This window comes from Chitinimonas koreensis, assembly GCF_014353015.1.
Taxonomy (GTDB): domain Bacteria; phylum Pseudomonadota; class Gammaproteobacteria; order Burkholderiales; family Chitinimonadaceae; genus Chitinimonas; species Chitinimonas koreensis.
The window spans coordinates 2114037-2133625 of sequence record NZ_CP060704.1 but is presented as its reverse complement, the minus strand read 5'-3'; the positions used below and the strand labels follow the sequence as shown (position 1 = coordinate 2133625).

Here is a 19589-nt window from a genome sequence, read left to right as displayed (position 1 = left end):
AGTCTCCCAGCAATTTGTCGTTTAGATTGTTGACAATCTACTACTCATATAGTTACCTTTCAAGCCGCAAACCGCGCCGAGAAAACGGCGTGACGCGGCTCGGGCCCGATTGCCCGGTCGCGTCGCCGTGGCAGGCAGGAGGCGGCCGGCCATGCCCGTCCGGCCGCCCGAGCGGTCCGCGCCAGCGGGTCGCCCAAGCTGGTCGCGCCGAATCGGCCGGTTTGTCCAACAATAAACTGAGTACCCAGGCAGCAACCGCCGCGGCCCGGCCCACGCCGGGCCGCCGCCCCAACGAAAGAATAGATGCCATGGCAAGCGACTCCTCCTATCCGCGCGACCTGATCGGCTACGGCGAGACGCCGCCGGCCGCCGACTGGCCGGGCCGGGCCCGCGTCGCGGTGCAGTTCGTGCTGAACTACGAGGAGGGCGGCGAGAACTGCGTGCTGCACGGCGATCCCGCCTCCGAGCAGTTCCTGTCCGAGATCGTCGGCGCGGCGGCCTACCCGGCCCGCCACATGAGCATGGAGTCGATCTACGAATACGGCTCGCGCGCCGGCGTCTGGCGCATCCTGCGCGAGTTCGAGCGCCGCGGCCTGCCGCTCACGGTGTTCGGCGTGTCGATGGCGCTGGAGCGGCACCCGGAGCTGACCCGCGCGCTGGTCGAGCTCGACCACGAGATCGCCTGCCACGGCTGGCGCTGGATCCACTACCAGAACGTCGACGAGGCCACCGAGCGCGAGCACATGGCACGCGGCATCGAGATCCTCGAGCGGCTGACCGGCCAGGCGCCGCTCGGCTGGTACACCGGCCGAGACAGCCCCAACACCCGCAGGCTGCTGGTCGAGCGCGGCGGCTTCCTCTACGACAGCGACTACTACGGCGACGACCTGCCGTTCTGGACCGAGGTGGCGACCGCCGAAGGCCGCCGGCCGCATCTGGTGGTGCCCTACTCGCTCGACACCAACGACATGCGCTTCGCCACGCCGCAGGGCTTCAACACCGCCGACCATTTCTTCGAATACCTGCGCGACAGCTTCGACGTGCTCTATGCCGAGGGCGCCGACTCGCCCAAGATGATGAGCGTGGGCATGCACTGCCGCCTGCTCGGCCGGCCCGGCCGCTTCCGCGCGCTGCAACGCTTCCTCGACCACGTCGAGCGGCACGACCGGGTCTGGGTCTGCCGCCGCGTCGACATCGCCCGCCACTGGGCCGAACGCCATCCCTACGCGGCCCGCTGATGAGCGCGCACGCCTTCGCCCTCTACCTGGCCGCGATCGCCGTGGTGATCCTGATCCCCGGCCCGCTGTCGCTGCTGATGGTGAGCAATACCGTACGCCTGGGCCTGTGGCGGGCCTGGCCGGCCTTCCTCGGCGGCGTCAGCGCCTCGGTGCTGCTGCTGGCGCTGTCGGCGCTCGGGCTCGGCGCCCTGCTGCTGGCCTCGCCGCGGCTGTTCGCCGCCATGCAGTGGCTGGGCGCGGCCTACCTGCTCTACCTCGGCTTCCGCGCCTGGCGCGATGCGCGCGCGCTGCGGCCCGTCGGCCAGGCGGATGCCGCCGCCGCGCGCTTCGGCCCGCTGTTTCGCCAGGCCTTCCTGCTCGGCATCAGCAATCCCAAGGACATCGCCTTCTTCGTCGCCTTCCTGCCGCAGTTCGTCCGCGCCGATGCGCCGCTGGCCGGCCAACTGGCCGCCATGATCGCCGGCTGGATCGCGGTCGACCTGGCCTGCAAGCTCGGCTACGGCGCGATCGCCGCCGCCGGCGCGGCCCGCATCGCGGCGGCGCGCCCCACCTTCATGCGGCTGTCGGCGCTGTGCTTCGTCGGCGCCGGCCTCGCCATCACGCTGCGCTGATCCACCCCCTATATCAAACAGAGGACACACATCATGGTCGCACCCGCCTCCGGCGCCCCATCGTCGCCCCCGCCGCCGAGCTGCCCGACTGGGCGCATCGCGCCATCGACCTGGCCAATCCGCGCCTGGGCGCCCGCGCGCTGGCCGCCAGCGACCAGTTCTTCGCCCCGCTCGAGCGCATGCTGAACCCCGAGCCGGCGGTGTTCGTGCCGGGCAAGTACGACGACAACGGCAAGTGGATGGACGGCTGGGAATCGCGCCGCAAGCGCGGCACCGGCCATGACTGGGCCATCGTCCAGCTCGGGCGCCGCGGCCGCATCTACGGCTTCGACGTCGATACCAGCCACTTCACGGGCAACTACGCGCCGGCGGTCTCGATCGAGGCCTGCAATCTCGACGGCGAACCGAACGCCGACACCGCCTGGACCGAGGTGCTGCCGGCCACCAGCCTCAAGGGCAACAGTCACCACCTGCTGCGCATCGACAACGACGGCGCCTGGAGCCATCTGCGCGTGCACATCTACCCGGACGGCGGCATCGCCCGGCTGCGCGTCTACGGCCAGCCGCTGATCGACTTCGCCGCGCTCGACCATGGCCGGCCGATCGACCTGGTCGCGCTGGAGAACGGCGGCCGCGCGGTGGCCTGGAACGACGCCCACTTCGGCGTGGCGCAGAACCTGATCCTGCCGGGCAACAGCCTCAACATGGGCGACGGCTGGGAAACCCGCCGCCGCCGCGAGCCGGGCAACGACTGGTGCATCCTGCAGCTCGGCGCGCCGGGCATCGTCGAGCGGATCGAGGTCGACACCGCCTTCTTCAAGGGCAACTTCCCCGACCGCGTGTCGATCCAGGCCGCCCTGGTCGAAGGCGGCACCGACCAGTCGCTGGTCACCCAGTCGATGTTCTGGCCGACGCTCTTGCCCGAGCAGCCGATGCGCGCCGACTCGGTGCACGCCTTCGCCGAGCAGATCGCCGCGCTCGGCCCGATCAGCCACGTGCGGCTCAACGTCCACCCCGACGGCGGCGTGGCGCGGCTGCGGCTGTGGGGCAAGCTGGCGGGCCGGGGGAGGCTCTAACGATGCGCACGCTGCCCATCGAGCCCCTGAGCCGCGAAGCCTTCGCACCGTTCGGCGACGTGATCGAAGCAAGCGACGCGGTACGCCACTTCCCGATCAACGGCGGCAATACCGAGCGCTACCACGACCTGATGAAGATCGAGGTCGACGAGGCCGGCCGGCCGATCGTTAGCATCTTCCGCGGCCAGCCACGTGCGCTGCCGTTCGAGGTGGTCATGCTCGAGCGCCATCCGCTCGGCAGCCAGTGCTTCATCCCGCTGTCGGGCCACCGCTACCTGGTGGCAGTGGCGCCGGCCGGCCCGGCGCCCGATCCGGCCGCGGTGCGGGTCTTCCTGGCCCGCGGCGACCAGGGCGTGAACTACGGCCGCGGCGTATGGCACCACCCGCTGCTGGCGCTCGACCGGGGGGCCGATTTCCTGGTGATCGACCGCAGCGGGCCGGGCAACAACTGCGACGAGCATTTCTTCGCCGAGCCGATGCGGATCGGGACGGTGGACTAGCGCCCGCGCACCGACGGCGGAAACCGGTCGGGCAGGCCGGAATTCAGGGTCTGCCCTGCGCTACCGGGCATTCCGACCTGCCGCGCCGGCGTCCTGCCCATCCGCCGGCGAAGGTGGCGCGGCCGGCGCCTCGCAGCCCTCGAGCATCTGCGGCACCGAGATGCCGGCGCCCGGCAGCCGGTCCCAGGCCGGCTCGCCCGGCTTCACCTGGGCCATGTAGGCCCAATGGGTGGTGCGGGTGCCCGAGCCCGACGACATCTGCATCTCCATGCTGGTGCCGCCGTTGTGCGGCGTCGCGCGGCCGATGCCGACGGTGGCCGAGCGCGAGTTCCTCGCCGGGACGAAGGTGAGATAGACCCGGCCTTCCGGCGTGATGCTGCCCACGATGGTGAAATCGACCGGCCGGCCGCCGTCGTCGCCGGCCGATTGCATGACCGTGGCGCAGACGCCCCACAGATAGCCGTCGCGATAGCCGGTGAAGTGCCAGACCGTCTGGTCGCAGACCCAGGCCAGGGCGTTGTCGTCGGGGTCGTATTGCAGCGCGGGTAGCTGGGCCGGCTGCACATACCAATAGGTGTCTTCCAGCCAGCGCCAGTCGGTGACGTCGTCCATCGTTTCCTCCTCCGTCGGGTTGGGGCCGGTCGTCCGGCCGCATGGGTATCCAACCCAGCCTAGCCGCGGCGGGCCCGTCCTGCAGACGAATGCGCCGGTACGGAGGTTACAGCGCCGGCGTTCAGCGCTCCGCGTCCCAATAGCCGGGCACGGCGTAGACCGTCTTCAGATAGTCGATGAAGCAGCGCACCTTGGCCGGCAGCCAGGACTGCTGCGGGTAGACCGCCTGGATGTCGCACGGCGGGCCGGCGTAGTCGTCGAGCACGGTGACCAGCTCGCCGCGCGCCAGCTCGCGCTGGATCTCCCAGGTCGAGCGCCAGCCCAGGCCGCGGCCCTCGAGTACCCAGCGCTGCAGCGCTTCGCCGTCGTTGCAGTCCAGGTCGCCCTGCACCCGCACGCTGAAATCGCGGCCGTCGCGCTGGAAATGCCAGCCGCGCGGCTGGCCCCCTTCGGCGTTGAAGGCCAGGCAGTTGTGCTCGGCCAGCTCTTCCGGCGCGGCCGGCACGCCGTGGCGGGCGAAATAGCCCGGCGTGCCGCAGACCACGCGGCGATTGGGATGCAGCCGGATCGCCACGTAGTTGGGATCGAACACCTCGCCGACCCGGATCGCCAGGTCGTAGCCCTCCTGCACCAGGTCGACCACCCGCTCGGTCAGGTTGAACGACAGCCGCACGCCCGGATGCCGGGCCAGGAAGCCGGTCGCGTGCGGCGCGACGTGGCTGCGGCCGAAGGCGGCCGGCGCCGATACGCGCAACTGGCCGTGCGCCTGCTGCCGCGCCGCGCTGGCGGCGTTCTCGGCCTCGATCCAGTCGGCCAGCAGCGGCCGGCAACGGGCGAGGAAGCCCTCGCCGGCCTCGGTCAGCGTCAGCCGCCGGGTGCTGCGGTGGAACAGTTGCACGCCGAGCCGCGCCTCGAGCGCATCGAGCCGGCGGCCGACCACCACCGGGGTCACGCCCTCGGCGGCCGCGGCGGCGGCGAAGCTGCCCTTGTCGGCGACGCGGACGAAGGTTTCGAGCTGGGTATAGCGGTCCATGGCGGCTCTCCGGTGGCGATCCGTCCGGGGGGAATGGCGGGAGCCGCGCGAGTCGGCGCTGCATCGCATTAGGTCGGGCTTCACGCCCGACAGCGCCGCCGATCGAGATCGCTGTCGGGCGTGAAGCCCGACCTACGGATGCTCGCCGGTTCAGTCCGGCCCCCTGTCCGATTCGATACGCGCGGTATCGACTGCCCCAACCGGAACGGTCATTCCATTTTGCCCAGGCCGGGCATAGCATGCAAACAAAATTAAGCTTAGATTGTTAACAATATACCGAACCAGGCCACCAAGGCCGTTCGGCCACAGCATGAAGGAGCAGCAACATGGCGAAGATGACAGCCGTCGAGGCCGCGGTCCGGGTGATGGAGAAGGAAGGCGTGGCGCAAGCCTTCGGCGTGCCCGGCGCGGCCATCAATCCGCTCTACTCGGCGCTCAGGAAGCGCGGCAGCATCAAGCACGTGCTGGCCCGCCACGTCGAGGGCGCTTCGCACATGGCCGAAGGCTACACCCGCGCCTGCGCCGGCAATATCGGCGTCTGCATCGGCACCTCGGGCCCGGCCGGCACCGACATGATCACCGGCCTCTACTCGGCCTCGGCCGATTCGATCCCCATCCTCTGCATCACCGGTCAGGCGCCGCGCGCCCGGCTGTACAAGGAGGATTTCCAGGCGGTCGACATCGAATCGATCGCCAAGCCGGTGACCAAGTGGGCGGTCACCGTGCGCGAGCCGGCGCTGGTGCCGCGGGTGTTCCAGCAGGCCTTCCACCTGATGCGCTCGGGCCGGCCGGGCCCGGTGCTGATCGACCTGCCGTTCGACGTGCAGATGGCCGAGATCGAGTTCGACATCGACACCTACGCGCCGCTTCCGGTCTACAAGCCGGCCGCCACCCGCGCCCAGATCGAGAAGGCGCTGGCCATGCTCGACGCCGCCGAGCGGCCGTTGATCGTGTCCGGCGGCGGCGTGATCAACGCCGACGCGGCCGATCTCTTGCAGGAATTCGCCGAGATCACCGGCGTGCCGGTGGTACCGACGCTGATGGGCTGGGGCACGGTGCCCGACGACCACCCGTTGATGGTCGGCATGGTCGGCCTGCAGACTTCGCACCGCTACGGCAACGCCACGCTGCTGGCCTCGGATTTCGTGCTCGGCATCGGCAACCGCTGGGCCAACCGCCACACCGGCTCGGTTGACGTCTACACCAAGGACCGCACCTTCGTGCACGTCGATATCGAGCCGACCCAGATCGGCCGGGTGTTCAACCCCGACTACGGCATCGTGTCGGATGCCAAGGCCGCGCTGCTGCTGTTCGTCGAAGTGGCGCGCGAACTGAAGGCCGCCGGCCGGCTGAAGGACCGCGGCGCCTGGCTGGCCGAATGCCGCGAGCGCAAGAAGACGCTGCTGCGCCGCACCCACTTCGACGAAGTGCCGATGAAGCCGCAGCGCGTGTACGAGGAGATGAACCGCGCCTTCGGCCGCGATACCTGCTACGTCAGCACCATCGGCCTGAGCCAGATCGCCGCCGCGCAGTTCCTGCACGTCTACAAGCCGCGCCACTGGATCAACTGCGGCCAGGCCGGCCCGCTGGGCTGGACCGCGCCGGCCGCGCTCGGCGTGGCGGCGGCCGATCCGGCCCGCCAGGTGGTGGCGATCTCCGGCGACTACGACTTCCAGTTCATGATCGAGGAACTGGCGGCCGGCGCGCAGTTCAAGCTGCCCTACCTGCACGTGGTGGTGAACAACGCCTACCTGGGCCTGATCCGCCAGTCGCAGCGCGGCTTCGACATGGATTACTGCGTGCAGCTGTCGTTCGAGAACATCAATGCGCCCGAGCTCGGCAGCTACGGCGTCGACCACGTCGCGGTGGTCGAGGGCCTCGGCTGCAAGGCGATCCGGGTCAAGCATCCGGACGAGATCCAGCCGGCCTTCGCCCAGGCCCGCGCCTGGATGGCGGAATACCGGGTGCCGGTGGTGGTGGAGATCATCCTCGAACGCGTCACCAACGTGGCGATGGGCACCGAGATCAACGCCATCAACGAATTCGAGCCGCTGGCCGAAAGCATCGGCGACGCGCCGACCGCCATCGCGCTGCTCGACTGATCCGCACACAACGACCCTGTACGAGCGAGAAAAGCCATGCCCAAGTTCGCCGCCAACCTGACCATGCTGTTCACCGAACGGCCCTTCCTCGACCGCTTCGCCGCCGCGGCGGCGGCCGGTTTCGAGGCGGTCGAGTTCCTGTTCCCCTACGACTTCGCCGCCGACGAGATCCGCGCCCGGCTGGCCGACAACGGGTTGAAGCTGGTGCTGCACAACCTGCCGGCCGGCGACTGGGCGGCCGGCGAACGCGGCATCGCCTGCCTGCCGGACCGCACCGCCGAGTTCCGCGCCGGGGTGGAGAAGGCGATCGCCTATGCCCAGGCGCTCGGCGTCGGCCAGCTCAACTGCCTGGCCGGCATCCGGCCCGAGGGCGTCACCACCCGCGATGCGCACGCCACGCTGGTGGAGAACCTGCACTACGCGGCCGGCCGGCTGAAGGCGCACGGGCTGAGGCTGCTGATCGAGCCGATCAACACCTTCGACATCCCCGGCTTCTACCTGAACGGCACGCGCCAGGCGCTGGCGATCATGGACGAGGTCGGCGCCGACGACCTGTTCCTCCAGTACGACGTCTACCACATGCAGCGGATGGAAGGAGAGCTGGCTGCCACCCTCGCCGCCACGCTGCCGCGCATCGGCCATGTGCAGATCGCAGACAACCCGGGCCGCCACGAGCCGGGCACGGGCGAGATCAACTACGGCTGGCTGTTCGGTCACCTGGACGCGATCGGCTACGACGGCTGGATCGGCTGCGAATACAAGCCGGCGAGCACCACGGAAGACGGGCTGGGCTGGCGGGCGAAACTGGCGGGCTGAACAGCAGGATGGCCGATCCGCGCCCCCGCAGGAGCGGCTTCAGCCGCGAATGGCGGCAGCGGTCACGAACGGCCATTCGCGGCTGAAGCCGCTCCTACGGGACAGCCCCGAAGCCCGCCCCCTGCCGGTCGTCCCGGACACGCAACGTACGACCTGTATTGATCGAACCAGAACAAGGAGACACATCATGGCAAACGTAGGATTCATCGGCCTCGGCATCATGGGCACCCCGATGGCGGGCCACCTGATCGCCGGCGGCCATACGCTGTATGCCCACACCATCGGCGAAGTGCCGCAATCGCTGCGCGACGCCGGCGCGATCGCCTGCGCCAGCGCCCGCGACGTGGCGCGCCAGGCCGAGATCGTCATCGTCATGGTGCCGGACACGCCCAACGTGGCCGCCGCGCTGTTCGACGAGCACGGCGTCGCCGCCGGCCTGACCGCCGGCAAGACGGTGGTCGACATGAGCTCGATCTCGCCGATCGAGACCAAGGAATTCGCCCGCCGCATCAATGCGCTCGGCTGCGACTACCTCGATGCGCCGGTGTCGGGCGGCGAGGTCGGCGCCAAGGCCGCCACGCTGTCGATCATGGTCGGCGGGCCGGAAGCCGCGTTCGAGCGGGTCAAGCCCCTGTTCGCGCTGATGGGCAAGAACATCACCCTGGTCGGCGGCAACGGCGACGGCCAGACCGCCAAGGTGGCCAACCAGATCATCGTCGCGCTCAATATCGAGGCGGTGGCCGAGGCGCTGCTGTTCGCCAGCAAGGCCGGCGCCGATCCGGCCCGGGTGCGCACGGCGCTGATGGGCGGTTTCGCCGCCTCGCGCATCCTCGAGGTGCACGGCGACCGGATGGTCAAGCGCACTTTCGAGCCGGGCTTCCGCATCGCGCTGCACCAGAAGGACCTGAACCTTGCGCTGGCCAGCGCGCGCGCGCTCGGCGTGAGCCTGCCCAACACCGCCACCGCGCAGGAGCTGTTCAACGCCTGCGCCGCGCAAGGCGGCAGCGGCTGGGACCACTCGGCGATGGTGAAGGCGCTGGAATTGCTGGCCAACCACACGGTGGCGCCGGACGCGGAATAGGCCGCGAGGCTTCGTACTTCCCCGTAGGAGCGGCTTCAGCCGCGAACCGGTTCACGCAGAACCGGCGTCATTCGCGGCTGAAGCCGCTCCTGCGGATCGCGACGAGCACCGGCGGGATGCCTGCGCAGGTCGGGCATGAAGCCCGGCCTGCCGCCCCGGCATCCCGAAGCAGCACCGATCACCGGCCCGGCGGCCCGCCGCCGCGCCCTACCAGGCAATACAGGGAGTAGTCGTTCGGACCGCGGTACGCACCGCAGTTTGCCCGGCCGGAAAGGCAAGTGCGGCCCGCGGTTCCATTTTTGCGCGGCGATCCCTGAGCAATACTCGCAGCAGCCCAACCCCACGGAGCCCAGCGTGTCCACCCTGCCCCAGACCGATCTACCGCCCGCCGACCTGCTCAAGTCCCTGCTCGATGCCGCCCTGGCCGCCTCGCGGCCGGCGCTGCGGGTGCCGGCCTGCCTGCCCGAGCCGCCGCGCGGCCGCACCGTGGTGGTCGGCGCCGGCAAGGCCTCGGCCGCCATGGCCCAGGCGCTCGAACAGCACTGGGCCGGCCCGCTCGACGGGCTGGTGGTCACCCGCTACGGCTTCGGCGCGCCGTGCACGCGCATCGAGATCGTCGAGGCCGCCCACCCGGTGCCCGACGCAGCCGGCCTGCGCGCCGCCGAGCGCATCTTCGAGAAGGTGCGCGGCCTCGGTCCGGACGACCTGGTGATCTGCCTGATCTCGGGCGGCGGCTCGGCGCTGTTGGCGCTGCCGGCCGAGGGCCTGACGCTGGCCGACAAGCAGGCGATCAATACCGACCTGCTGCGCTCCGGCGCGACCATCGCCGAGATGAATTGCGTGCGCAAGCACCTGTCGGCCAGCAAGGGCGGCCGCCTGGCGCTGGCCGCGGCGCCCGCGCGAGTGGTGACGCTGGCGATCTCCGACGTGCCCGGCGACGACCCGGCCATCATCGCCTCCGGCCCGACCGTGCCCGATGCGACGACCTGCGAGGACGCGCTGGCGGTGGTGGCGCGCTACGGCATCGTGCTGCCGCCGGCCGCCCGCGCGCTGCTCGAGTCGGGCCGCGGCGAGACGCCCAAGCCCGGCGACCCGCGCTTCGACCGCTGCGAGACGCGGCTGATCGCCACCCCGCAGATGGCGCTCGAAGCCGCCGCGGCCAAGGCTCGCGAACTCGGCCTCACGCCGTGGATCCTGTCGGACCGGATGGAGGGCGAAGCGCGCGACATCGCGCTGGCGCACGCCGCCATCGCCCGCCAGGTGGCCGAGCGCGGCCAACCGTTCGGCGCGCCCTGCGTGCTGCTGTCGGGCGGCGAGACCACGGTGACGCTGCGCGGCCATGGCCGCGGCGGCCGCAACAGCGAATTCCTGCTGGCGCTGGCGGCCGACCTGCAAGGCCATCCGCGCATCCACGCGCTGGCGGCCGACACCGACGGCATCGACGGCAGCGAGGACAACGCCGGCGCCCTGCTCCACCCCGACAGCCACGCCCGCGCCGAGGCGCTGGGGCTGCGCGCCAGGCATTACCTGGCCGACAACGACGGCTACGGCTATTTCGAGGCGCTCGGCGACCTCTTGGTGACCGGGCCGACGCTGACCAATGTCAACGATTTCCGGGCGATCCTGGTGCGGTAAGCCCTATGTCCTTTCATGCATCTGCCAGACATCGCGCTTCAGCGCAACGCCCGGCCAAGCCGGGCATTCGTGACCAGTGGGAAATCGAACATGGGCTTACCCCTGATTCACCCCTACTCCCCCCGCCCTCGCCGCCGCGAGGGGCCTCGCTGCGCTCGTGCGTGACATGCCCTGACTGCAAGCCATCCGAAAGCGGACCACCAAGGCCGGGGCAATTGTGGTCGCCCCGCTCGATCTAGCGATTCCCGAGGCATATGGCGGGCAATTCCACCCTGTTGCCCCGGACCAGTTCGAAAACCGCCCATCGAAGGAGCACCCCATGCGTACCCGCGCCGCCCTCACCCTCTCCGACGTGAAACAGATCGCCGCCGCCGCCGAAGCCGAAGCGGTCCAGCGCGGCTGGCAGGTCTCGATCGCCGTGTGCGACGAAGGCGGCCACCTGCTGTGGCTGCAGCGCATGGACGGCGCGCCGCCGATGAGCGCCGCGGTGGCGCCCGAGAAGGCCCGCACCTGCGTGCTGGCGCGCAAGCCCAGCAAGACCTTCGAGGACATGGTCAACAACGGCCGCTACGCCGCGCTGCGCATGCCGGTGGTGCCGCTCGAGGGCGGCGAGATGATCGTGGTCGACGGCGACTGCATCGGCGCCGTCGGCGTCTCCGGCGTCAAGGCCGGCGAGGACGCCCAGGTCGCCCGCGCCGGCGTCGCCGCGATCCAGGCTTCGATCGCCTTCTGAAGTGCCCGCCCGGCCGCTCCAGGCCGGGTCTTTTCCCATCCGATCCGACTATTGCGGAGGCCCCCGTGGCTCGCTTCGCTGCCTTGCTGCTCGCCTTCGTCCTGGCCCTCTCCCCCGCCCGCGCCGAGCCGGCCGCCGGCGGCGACCTGCTGCTGGGCCTGTCGGCCGCGCTGACCGGGCCGCAGCTGGAGAACGGTTTCCACTATCTGCGCGGCCTGCGCGCCGCGCTGGCCGAGGTCAACGCCGCCGGCGGCGTCGGCGGCCGGCCGCTCGCCCTGGTGGCGCTCGACGACGGCGGCGAGCCGGCGCGCACGCTCGCCAATACCCGCCGCCTGCTCGACGAGGAACAGGTGCTGGCGCTGGTCGGCTATAGCGGCAGCGCCAGCGCGCTGGCCGCCGTACCGCTGGCCGACGCGGCCGGCGCCGCTCTGGTCGACCCGCTCAGCGGCGCCATCGTGCTGCGCCGGGCCGGCCGGCTGGTGTTCCCGCTGCGCGCCGACTACGGCCAGGAGATCGACCGCCTGCTCGAGCAGATCGCCGCCATGGGCCTGCGCCGGCTGGCGGTGGTCTACCAGCCCGACGTGCTGGGCCCGGCCGAGCTGGCCGCGCTCGACGCCGCGCTGGCCCGCGTCGGCTTGCAGGAATCCGCCCGCCGCGCGCTGCCCGCCTCGAACGCCGGCTACCCGGCGCTGGCGGCCGCGCTGGCCGCCGGCCAGCCCGAGGCGCTGCTGCTGGCCACCACCGGCGCCGCCAGCGCCGGCTTCGTGCGCGCCTGGCGGCAGACCGGCTCGGCCGCCCAATTGGTCGGCCTGTCGGTGCTCAGCGCCGCCCAGCTGCGCAGCGACCTCGGCCCGGCCGCCGCCGGCATCGGCATCGCCCACGTGGTGCCCTCGCCCTGGCATTCGAGCCAGCCGGTGGCCGGCCGCTACCGGCTGGCGCTCAAGCGCTACCAGCAGACCGACGAGCTGCATCACGCCGGGCTCGAGGGCTACCTGGCCGGCCTGCTGCTGGCCGAGGGCCTGCGCCGCGCCAGCCCGCAGCCCAGCCGCAAGAGCCTCGCCGCCGCGCTCGACAAGCTCGGCCGGCTCGACCTCGGCGGCTTCCGCCTCGAATACCAGCCCGGCCAGCGCAAGGGCTCCGGCTTCGTCGACCTGTCGGTGATCGGCAGCAACGGCGATTTCGTCCAATAGCAGGCCGCCGAGCAAGCGGTCGAGCCCCTCCAATCCCATCCGATCCAGCCGTCCCGACAGGAAACCCGCCATGCCCCGCAACACCAAGATCGTCGCCACGCTCGGCCCCGCCAGTTCCGACCGCGCCACGCTGCGCCGCCTGCTGGCGGCCGGCGTCGACGTGGTCCGGCTGAACTTCTCGCACGGCCGCCACGACGACCACCGCGCGCGCATCGCCCTGCTGCGCGAGCTGCTGCCCGAGTTCGCCGACCGCACCATCGGCTTCCTGGCCGACCTGCAGGGCCCCAAGATCCGCGTCGGCAAGCTGGCCGAGGGCAAGACCCTGCTGGTGCCGGGCCAGGCCTACATCCTCGACGCCGCCTGCCAGCTCGGCGACGGCGAGCGCGTCGGCCTCGATTACCCGGAACTGGTGCGCGAGGTGGCGGCCGGCGACGTGCTGCTGCTCGACGACGGCCGGCTGGTGTTCGACGTGGAGGACGTGCGCGGCCAGGAGGTGCGCTGCCGCGTGCGGGTCGGCGGCATGCTGAGCAACAACAAGGGCGTCAACCGCCAGGGCGGCGGCCTGTCGGCGCCGGCGCTGACGGCCAAGGACATGGACGATATCGTGGTCGCCGCCGAGCTCGGGGTGGACTACGTCGCGGTGTCCTTCCCCAAGTCCGGCGCCGACATCGAGCTGGCGCGCCGGCTGCTGCGGGCGGCCGGCTCGGACGCGCGGCTGATCGCCAAGATCGAGCGCGCCGAGGCGATCCCGGCGCTGGAGGAGATCCTCGACGCCGCCGACGGCATCATGGTGGCGCGCGGCGACCTGGCGGTGGAGGTCGGCGACGCGGCGGTGCCGGCCTTGCAGAAGCGGATGATTCGGCTCGCCCGCGAGAAGAACAAGCTGACCATCACCGCCACCCAGATGATGGAATCGATGATCGCCAGCCCGGTGCCGACCCGGGCCGAGGTCAGCGACGTCGCCAACGCGGTGCTCGACGGCAGCGACGCGGTGATGCTGTCGGCCGAGACCGCCTCGGGCCAGTTCCCGGTCGAAACGGTGGAGGCGATGGCGCGTACCTGCATCGAGGCCGAGAAGTCGGCCGAGGTGCGGCTCGATCACGAGATGCTGGACCGGGTGTTCGACCGCATCGACCAGTCGGTCGCGATGGCGGCGATCTGGACCGCCCACCACCTCAAGGTCAAGGCCATCGCCGCGCTGACCCAGTCGGGCGCCACCACGCTGTGGATGAGCCGGCTCAACTGCGGCGTGCCGATCTACGCGCTGACGCCCGAGCTGCGCACGCGCTACCGGCTGTCGCTGTACCGCAACGTGTCGCCGCTGAGCATCGTCACCGAGGGCAAGGACCGCGAGACGCTGCTGCTGGAGGCGGAAAGGCTGCTGCTGGCGAAGGGCGTGGTGCAACCGGGCGACCTGATCGCGCTGACGGTGGGCGAGCCGATCGGCCAGCCGGGCGGCAGCAATACGCTGAAGATCGTGAAGGTGGGCGCGGCGGTTGCCTGAGCGGGACGCGGCGATGGAACGCCTGTAGGAGCGGCTTCAGCCGCGAATGGCAGCCGCGTCACCCCCGCCCATTCGCGGCTGAAGCCGCTCCTACGGAGCAGATTCGCGCGCCGCCGTAGGCCGGACTTCAGTCCGACGGCAATCCACGATCGACGACGCGGTCGGACTTCAGTCCGACCTACCCCGCCAGGGTGGATCGGCTGGCGGCAATAGCATATCCACGGTGAGCCAGACGGTTCAGCGCTCCTGCGCCACCGGCTCGGCGCCAACCCCGGCCGGCACGCGCATCGCCGGCACTTCGTCGGCCGCCTGCCGCGCCGCCCGATGCCCCTGCACGAAATACAGCGGCCGGCCCTTGGTCTCGTCGAAGATGCGGCCCAGGTATTCGCCGAGCACGCCGATGAAGAACAGCTGCACGCCGCCGAAGAACAGCACCGTCACCATGATGGTCGGATAGCCGCGCACCGCGTCGCCCCAGACCAGGGTCTTGATCACGATCCACAGGCCGTAGGCGAAGGCCAGGCCGGCCGCGGTCAGGCCGAGGTAGGTCGCCAGCTTGAGCGGGCCGATGGTGAACGAGGTGATGCCCTCGAGCGCGAAATTCCACAGCTTCCAGTAGTTGAACTTGCTCTCGCCGGCCTCGCGCGCGTCGCGCCGGTAGTCGAGCGCGGTCGACGGGAAGCCGACCCAGGCGAACAGGCCCTTCATGAAGCGATGCTGCTCGCGCAGCTGGCGCAGCGCGTCGACCGCGCGCCGGCTCATCAGGCGGAAATCGCCGGTGTCGCGCGGGATGCGCACCTTGCCCGACAGCCGGTCCATCAGCCGGTAGAAGCCGCGCGCGGTCGCCTTCTTCAGCAGCGTCTCGCCATCGCGGTGGGTGCGCCGCGCGTAGACCGTGTCGTAGCCCTCGGCGGCCTTGGCCAGCAGCGCCGGGATCAGCTCGGGCGGGTCCTGCAGGTCGGCGTCGATCATCACCACCCAGTCGCCGCCGGCATGGTCGAGCCCGGCGGTCATGGCGATCTCCTTGCCGAAGTTGCGCGACAGGTCGATCGAGGCCACCCGCGGATCGGCCTCGCACAGGCCGTCGATGATCGCCTGGGTGCGGTCGCGGCTGCCGTCGTTGACGTAGACGACTTCGCAGCGCATGTCGGGCAGGCCGTCGAACACCGCCGCGAGGCGGGCGTGGAAGGCGGCGAGCACCGCTTCCTCGTTGTAGGCGGGGACGATGACGGACAGCAGGGGTCTAGACGGCACGGCGTTGCTCCCGGAAGGCCCACAACCGCGAGCCGGTGAAGTTCCACAGCAGGCACAGGCCGGTGGCCAGCAGTTGTGCCGGCAGATAGGGCCACAGCCAGCGCTCGGTCAATTGCGCCATCAGGCCGGCGTTGAGCGCGAAGCCCACCGCCGCCAGCAGGCAGAAGCGCAGCGCGGCCGAGCGGTGGGCGCGCGCGCTCCTGAAGGTGAAGTGGTAGTTGAGCAGGTAGTTGACCACCGCGCCGAGCAGGTAGCCCAGGCAGGACGCCACGGTGGCGCCCAGACCCGCGAACTCGACGCCGAGCCACAGCACCGCGTACTGCGCCAGCGTGCCGACCGCGCCGACCGCCGCGAAGCGGACGAACTGCAGCGGCAGCGCCAGCCGGCTCACAGCCGGACCCACAGGCCGACCGGCATGTTGCCGGCGCGGCCGAAGCCGATCCACTGGTAGTCGTCGCGGATCGCGCCGTCGATGATGGCCCAGGCCGGCCCGGCGGCGGAATCGCGCGGATTCCAGACGATGTAGCGGACCTTGTGGGCGGCCAGCCAGCGGCGCGCGTCGGGCAGCTGGCCGGCGTAGAAGCGCTGGATCTGCTCGCGGCGGGTCCAGACTTCCTCGACGTAGCCGTGCCAGGTGCTCAGGTGGGACGGCCAGCCCAGCAGCGTCTGCTTGGCGGCGAAGGCCGAATAGATGCCGCCGTCGTGGTAGGCGTCGCCGTAGCTGTTCTCCAGCACGATGCCGTCGGGCGCCGCGCGCAGGTGGCGGAACATCGCGCGCACTATCGGGTCGCCGGTGTAGATGGCGTCGGCGGACAGCCGGCCGAAGTCGTGGAAGCCCTGCTTGCGCCAGTAGTTGGCGACGTCGAGCGCGTAGCTCAGCGTGCCGACCAGCGCCAGGCCCGCCACCCAGCGCTGCCAGCGCGCCGGCGCCGACAGCAGCAGCGCGCCGAGCACCGTCAGCCCGCCGGTCCAGATCCAGCCCCACCACTTCATCACCGTGTTGGTGCGCTGGTACTGGTCGCCCGACGGGTCGTCGACGAACACCACTTCCGACATCAGCAGCAGCAGGCCGAAGCTCAGCGCGAAATACAGCGCCAGCCCGCGCGTGCCGCGGCGGAACAGGCCCAGCACCAGCAGGATCAAGAGCGGCCAGGTCAGCGCCAGGAAGGAGATCAGCGGGGTATGGTCGCCGCTCTGCACCAGCCGGATCGGAGTATTGAGCGAGCGCGCGGTGAAGCCGGCCAGGAAGGGATAGAGCAGCAGCAGCGCGGCGCCGCCGCCGGCCAGCAGCGCCGGCCAGCCGACCGCGCGCTCGGGATCGCGCCGCGCCTGCCAGTGGCGCCAGCCGGCCCAGCCGCCGATCAGCAGCGCCTGCAGCGGAAACACCCAGGTATTGACCGCGATGGTCGCCGGCACGGTGGCCGCCAGCAGCGCCAGCTGGGCATTGCGCACCGCGGCGCCGGCCGGCGCCATCTCGAAGGCGCAGATCAGCGCCAGCGCCAGCAGCAGCAGCGCATAGCCGCCGATCGGCGGATGGTAGTCGCCGACGTAGTACTGGTAGCCGAAGTTCTCCAGCGGCAGTTCGCGCGCGATCTTGCCGTCGGCCGGCCGCGGGAACCAGTCGTGGGCGAATACGGTGTTGCCGCGCTGGTCGTACAGGCCGATCAGCCGCGCATTGCCCCACATCCGGTCCTCGACGATCTGGTTCAGCTCGCCCTCGCCGGCCTGCGGCGACGGCTCGATCAGGTAGCGGTTGACCAGGCCGGCGCCGGTGCCGCCGACCGCCAGCGCCGCCACCAGCAGCAGCCGCGCGCCGCGGCTGGCGGTGAAGCGGCTGGCCAGATCCCAGGCCAGCGCGATCGGCAGCGCCATCAGCATGGCGAAGGACAGGTTGTAGGTGAGCCCCGGCGACAGCTGCAGCCAGCGGCCGGCCAGCGCGGCGCCGTAGTGCTGCAGCGCGTAGTAGAAGTCGAAGCGGTAGGGCGGATACCAGAGGTCGGGCGGCGGCAGGCGGCTGCCCGACAGGTAGTTGTCGATGAAGTAGAGATCGGTGACGCGTTCGGACGTCGGGTAGATGCTCGGGAAGCCGAACTTCCAGGCCAGGCCGTAGGCGAAGGCCAGGCCGAACACCAGCTCGGCGCGCCAGAAGCCGCCCTCGGCCAGCTGCGCGCGGCGATGCCACAGCCAGCCGGCCGCGGCCAGGGTGCTCACCGGCCACAGGCCGGTCAGCGCGCCGAGGCCGACGAAGTGTTCGAGGCAAAACAAGGTCAATACCAGTGCCAGCAGCCCGCCGGCGCGGCCGATCGCCCAGGAGCCGAGCCGCGGCCCGGCCAGCGCGGCCAGCGCCGCCAGGTGCAGCCACAGCAGCAGGATGGTGAGCAGGTGATAGATGAGCTGCATGGCTTGCGCCTTATTAGGTTGTGTTCGAGCGGTAGAGGACGGTGGCGGCCGCGACGATCGGCGGAACGACCCGTCACAGCATAGAGGTATCGTAATGGTATGGTAAAAATTGCGGCAACCGGGAGCATGCCGGCGCGGCAACGGCGCGACACTCGCGCCCCTGGCGGCGGATACCGTCGTTGCGGACCGGCGATCGCCGGCAAGGAAGCGCCACGGCGGTCTCCCTGGCGAACGGGAGCGGGCTAGGCGGTAGTCGAAACGGACGGAGAAGCGGGGAAGGCGCCTCGGCGGATGCGCCCGGCCGGCGAACCGGCCCGGCTCACCGAAGACGGCAAGCGGCGGCGCCGCCCCGGGCCGCCGCCCTCCTCCATGATCCGGCCGGCCGCAGCCTCAGAAGGTGCGCGAGCGCGGCCGTGTCTGCGGTGCCTGTCCCTGCTGGGACAGGCCGGTCTTGACGATGTGGATGTCGGTGTCGCCGTGCCGGTTGGCGTGCGAAGTGATCGCGGTATGGTAGGACGGGGCCTGGATCCCGCTGACGTTGACCGCATTGCCGTTGCGCGTGTTGTACTGCGGCGCCATGTCGTTGCTGCTGTGGATCGACTGCAGCGGCGGAAATGCCAGGCCGCCGCGCACGTTGAGATCGCGGATGACCTGCCGCGCGGCGGACATGTGCTGCTCGGGCACCACCACCTGATTCATCTGCTGCGGCGTGAGGCGCGGCCGTTGCTGCTCGTGCGCCCGATTCGAGTTCGACGGCTGGCTGGCATTCGCCATGACCAGGAAGGAACTGTGCATGCGTTGCTCTGCCTGCTGCTGGCCATGCTGCGTCAGCACCTGTCCGTGCGACGCCAGCATGTAGTTCTCCAGTGCCGGGCCGACCTCGTTCGGAGCGCTCAATAGCCGCATGCGCTGTTCCAAGGAAAGATCCTGGCGCGTCGGCTGGCGGGACTGCATTTCCTGGCCGCGCTCCAGCACCACGGTCAGCGCACCGTGGTAAGGATTGTTGACCGCCTGCTGCGACACCACTCCCTGCCGCCGCGGACTCAGCCCGCCCGGCAGGCGGGTCACCTCGATCTGGTTGGCATCGCGCTGGCGACCGTCGTGGGAAGGATTGAAGCTGATGCCCTTCTGGCGCATCTCGTTCTGCGGCAGCAGGCCGTGCGTCATCACGCTGCGGAAGGTCGAATAGAACGCGCCGTCCTGGCCCAGCGCCGGCATCGAGTTGGCGCGCGGCCGCTGGCCGCCCGGGAACAGCGGCGCCCCCTGGCGGCGGACGCCGCGCGGGTCGGCCATCTGGAAGGCCATGCTCGGATGCAGCGGAACGAAAGGCCCGACGTCGGGCGCGTAATGGCCGGTGTTGGATTTGTCGAAACCGTTGGGCCGCCTGGGCGGATCGCCGCCGGCGCCCGAGGCCAGCCCACCGTGGCTGCCGCCCTGCATCGCCGACAGCTCGCCGCCGCGCTTGGGCGACTGCAGCGGCATCTGCCGGGTGCGGAAGGCGATCGACGCGCGATGATGACTGATGCTGTCCAGGTCTCCCTTGGCGCTGGCCTTGCCGCTCACGAAGGGCCCATTGCCCTTGCTCGGCTCCGATGCGCGCAGGGAGCGCTGCCATGCGAGTTCACCCATCCCATCCTCCTTGATATTGCTTGGTTTTTTTGATTGCCCTTGTTTATTAGCAGACGACGGCGCAACCCGCAGCCGCGGCCATGTAACGCGGCGCCCCGAAAGCAAAAACCCGGCAGTCGATGCCGGGTCTTTGCTTTCGGGCCGGACGTCTTCACCCCGGCCGGGCGATCGGGAA

General features: G+C 70.6%; 17 protein-coding genes. 11 read left to right on the top strand and 6 right to left on the bottom strand.

All coding sequences use genetic code 11. The features are described 5' to 3' along the window. The first annotated feature begins 308 nt into the window (after positions 1-308). The 4 genes from puuE to H9L41_RS09250 are packed head-to-tail and all read left to right on the top strand — an operon-like array spanning position 309 to position 3425. Entirely contained in the window at positions 309-1238 is a 930-nt protein-coding gene (gene puuE / locus H9L41_RS09265) for an allantoinase PuuE (protein ID WP_028446684.1), read from the top strand. Next, on the top strand, positions 1238-1849 hold the full coding sequence (locus H9L41_RS09260; RefSeq protein ID WP_028446683.1) for a LysE family translocator: 612 nt from the start codon (positions 1238-1240) through the stop codon (positions 1847-1849). The genes puuE and H9L41_RS09260 overlap by 1 nt, the downstream gene beginning before the upstream one ends. Further along, positions 1810-2925, top strand: a complete 1116-nt coding sequence (gene alc / locus H9L41_RS09255; protein ID WP_308419632.1) for an allantoicase — start codon at positions 1810-1812, stop codon at positions 2923-2925. Before H9L41_RS09260 ends, alc begins: the two co-directional genes overlap by 40 nt. A gap of 2 nt (positions 2926-2927) precedes the next feature. Continuing rightward, complete coding sequence (locus H9L41_RS09250; protein WP_034607133.1) at positions 2928-3425, top strand: ureidoglycolate lyase; 498 nt, start codon at positions 2928-2930, stop codon at positions 3423-3425. A gap of 60 nt (positions 3426-3485) precedes the next feature. Here H9L41_RS09250 and H9L41_RS09245 read toward each other — a convergent pair whose 3' ends face one another. After that, positions 3486-4037, bottom strand: a complete 552-nt coding sequence (locus H9L41_RS09245) for a hypothetical protein (RefSeq protein WP_051319103.1) — start codon at positions 4035-4037, stop codon at positions 3486-3488. A gap of 121 nt (positions 4038-4158) precedes the next feature. After that, a complete protein-coding gene (locus H9L41_RS09240) occupies positions 4159-5070 on the bottom strand; it encodes a LysR family transcriptional regulator (RefSeq protein WP_028446681.1) in 912 nt (303 codons plus the stop codon). Between the two features lie 326 nt (positions 5071-5396). Here H9L41_RS09240 and gcl point away from each other — a divergent pair, with 326 nt between their 5' ends. From gcl to pyk, 7 genes are all read left to right on the top strand, one after another. Continuing rightward, the gene (gene gcl, locus H9L41_RS09235; RefSeq protein ID WP_028446680.1) at positions 5397-7172 is read left to right on the top strand and encodes a glyoxylate carboligase; all 1776 of its coding nucleotides are present in this window, start codon (positions 5397-5399) and stop codon (positions 7170-7172) included. Positions 7173-7208: 36 nt separating this feature from the next. Further along, positions 7209-7988, top strand: coding sequence for a hydroxypyruvate isomerase (hyi, locus tag H9L41_RS09230; protein WP_028446679.1), 780 nt, complete (start codon positions 7209-7211; stop codon positions 7986-7988). A 187-nt stretch (positions 7989-8175) separates the two neighbouring features. Further along, complete coding sequence (gene glxR, locus H9L41_RS09225) at positions 8176-9069, top strand: 2-hydroxy-3-oxopropionate reductase (RefSeq protein ID WP_028446678.1); 894 nt, start codon at positions 8176-8178, stop codon at positions 9067-9069. 354 nt (positions 9070-9423) lie between these two features. Then, on the top strand, positions 9424-10704 hold the full coding sequence (locus H9L41_RS09220) for a glycerate kinase type-2 family protein (RefSeq protein ID WP_051319102.1): 1281 nt from the start codon (positions 9424-9426) through the stop codon (positions 10702-10704). A gap of 319 nt (positions 10705-11023) precedes the next feature. Further along, positions 11024-11437: a GlcG/HbpS family heme-binding protein gene (locus tag H9L41_RS09215; RefSeq protein ID WP_028446676.1), complete on the top strand. Its 414-nt coding sequence runs from the start codon at positions 11024-11026 to the stop codon at positions 11435-11437. 65 nt (positions 11438-11502) lie between these two features. Further along, a complete protein-coding gene (locus H9L41_RS09210; protein WP_169730193.1) occupies positions 11503-12627 on the top strand; it encodes an ABC transporter substrate-binding protein in 1125 nt (374 codons plus the stop codon). A 70-nt stretch (positions 12628-12697) separates the two neighbouring features. After that, positions 12698-14131, top strand: a complete 1434-nt coding sequence (gene pyk, locus H9L41_RS09205; RefSeq protein ID WP_028446674.1) for a pyruvate kinase — start codon at positions 12698-12700, stop codon at positions 14129-14131. Between the two features lie 237 nt (positions 14132-14368). Here the strand turns inward: pyk and H9L41_RS09200 are convergent, their stop codons facing one another. The 4 genes from H9L41_RS09200 to H9L41_RS09185 form a co-directional block, all read right to left on the bottom strand. Further along, positions 14369-15385 (bottom strand): glycosyltransferase family 2 protein, encoded by a 1017-nt coding sequence (locus tag H9L41_RS09200; protein WP_034607132.1) that lies wholly within the window; start codon positions 15383-15385, stop codon positions 14369-14371. Next, positions 15375-15776, bottom strand: a complete 402-nt coding sequence (locus H9L41_RS09195; RefSeq protein WP_034607131.1) for a GtrA family protein — start codon at positions 15774-15776, stop codon at positions 15375-15377. Before H9L41_RS09195 ends, H9L41_RS09200 begins: the two co-directional genes overlap by 11 nt. Then, positions 15773-17785, bottom strand: a complete 2013-nt coding sequence (locus H9L41_RS09190; RefSeq protein WP_028446672.1) for a DUF2298 domain-containing protein — start codon at positions 17783-17785, stop codon at positions 15773-15775. Before H9L41_RS09190 ends, H9L41_RS09195 begins: the two co-directional genes overlap by 4 nt. 390 nt (positions 17786-18175) lie before the next feature. Next, positions 18176-19519, bottom strand: a complete 1344-nt coding sequence (locus H9L41_RS09185; protein ID WP_169730192.1) for a hypothetical protein — start codon at positions 19517-19519, stop codon at positions 18176-18178. Positions 19520-19589 lie beyond the last annotated feature (70 nt).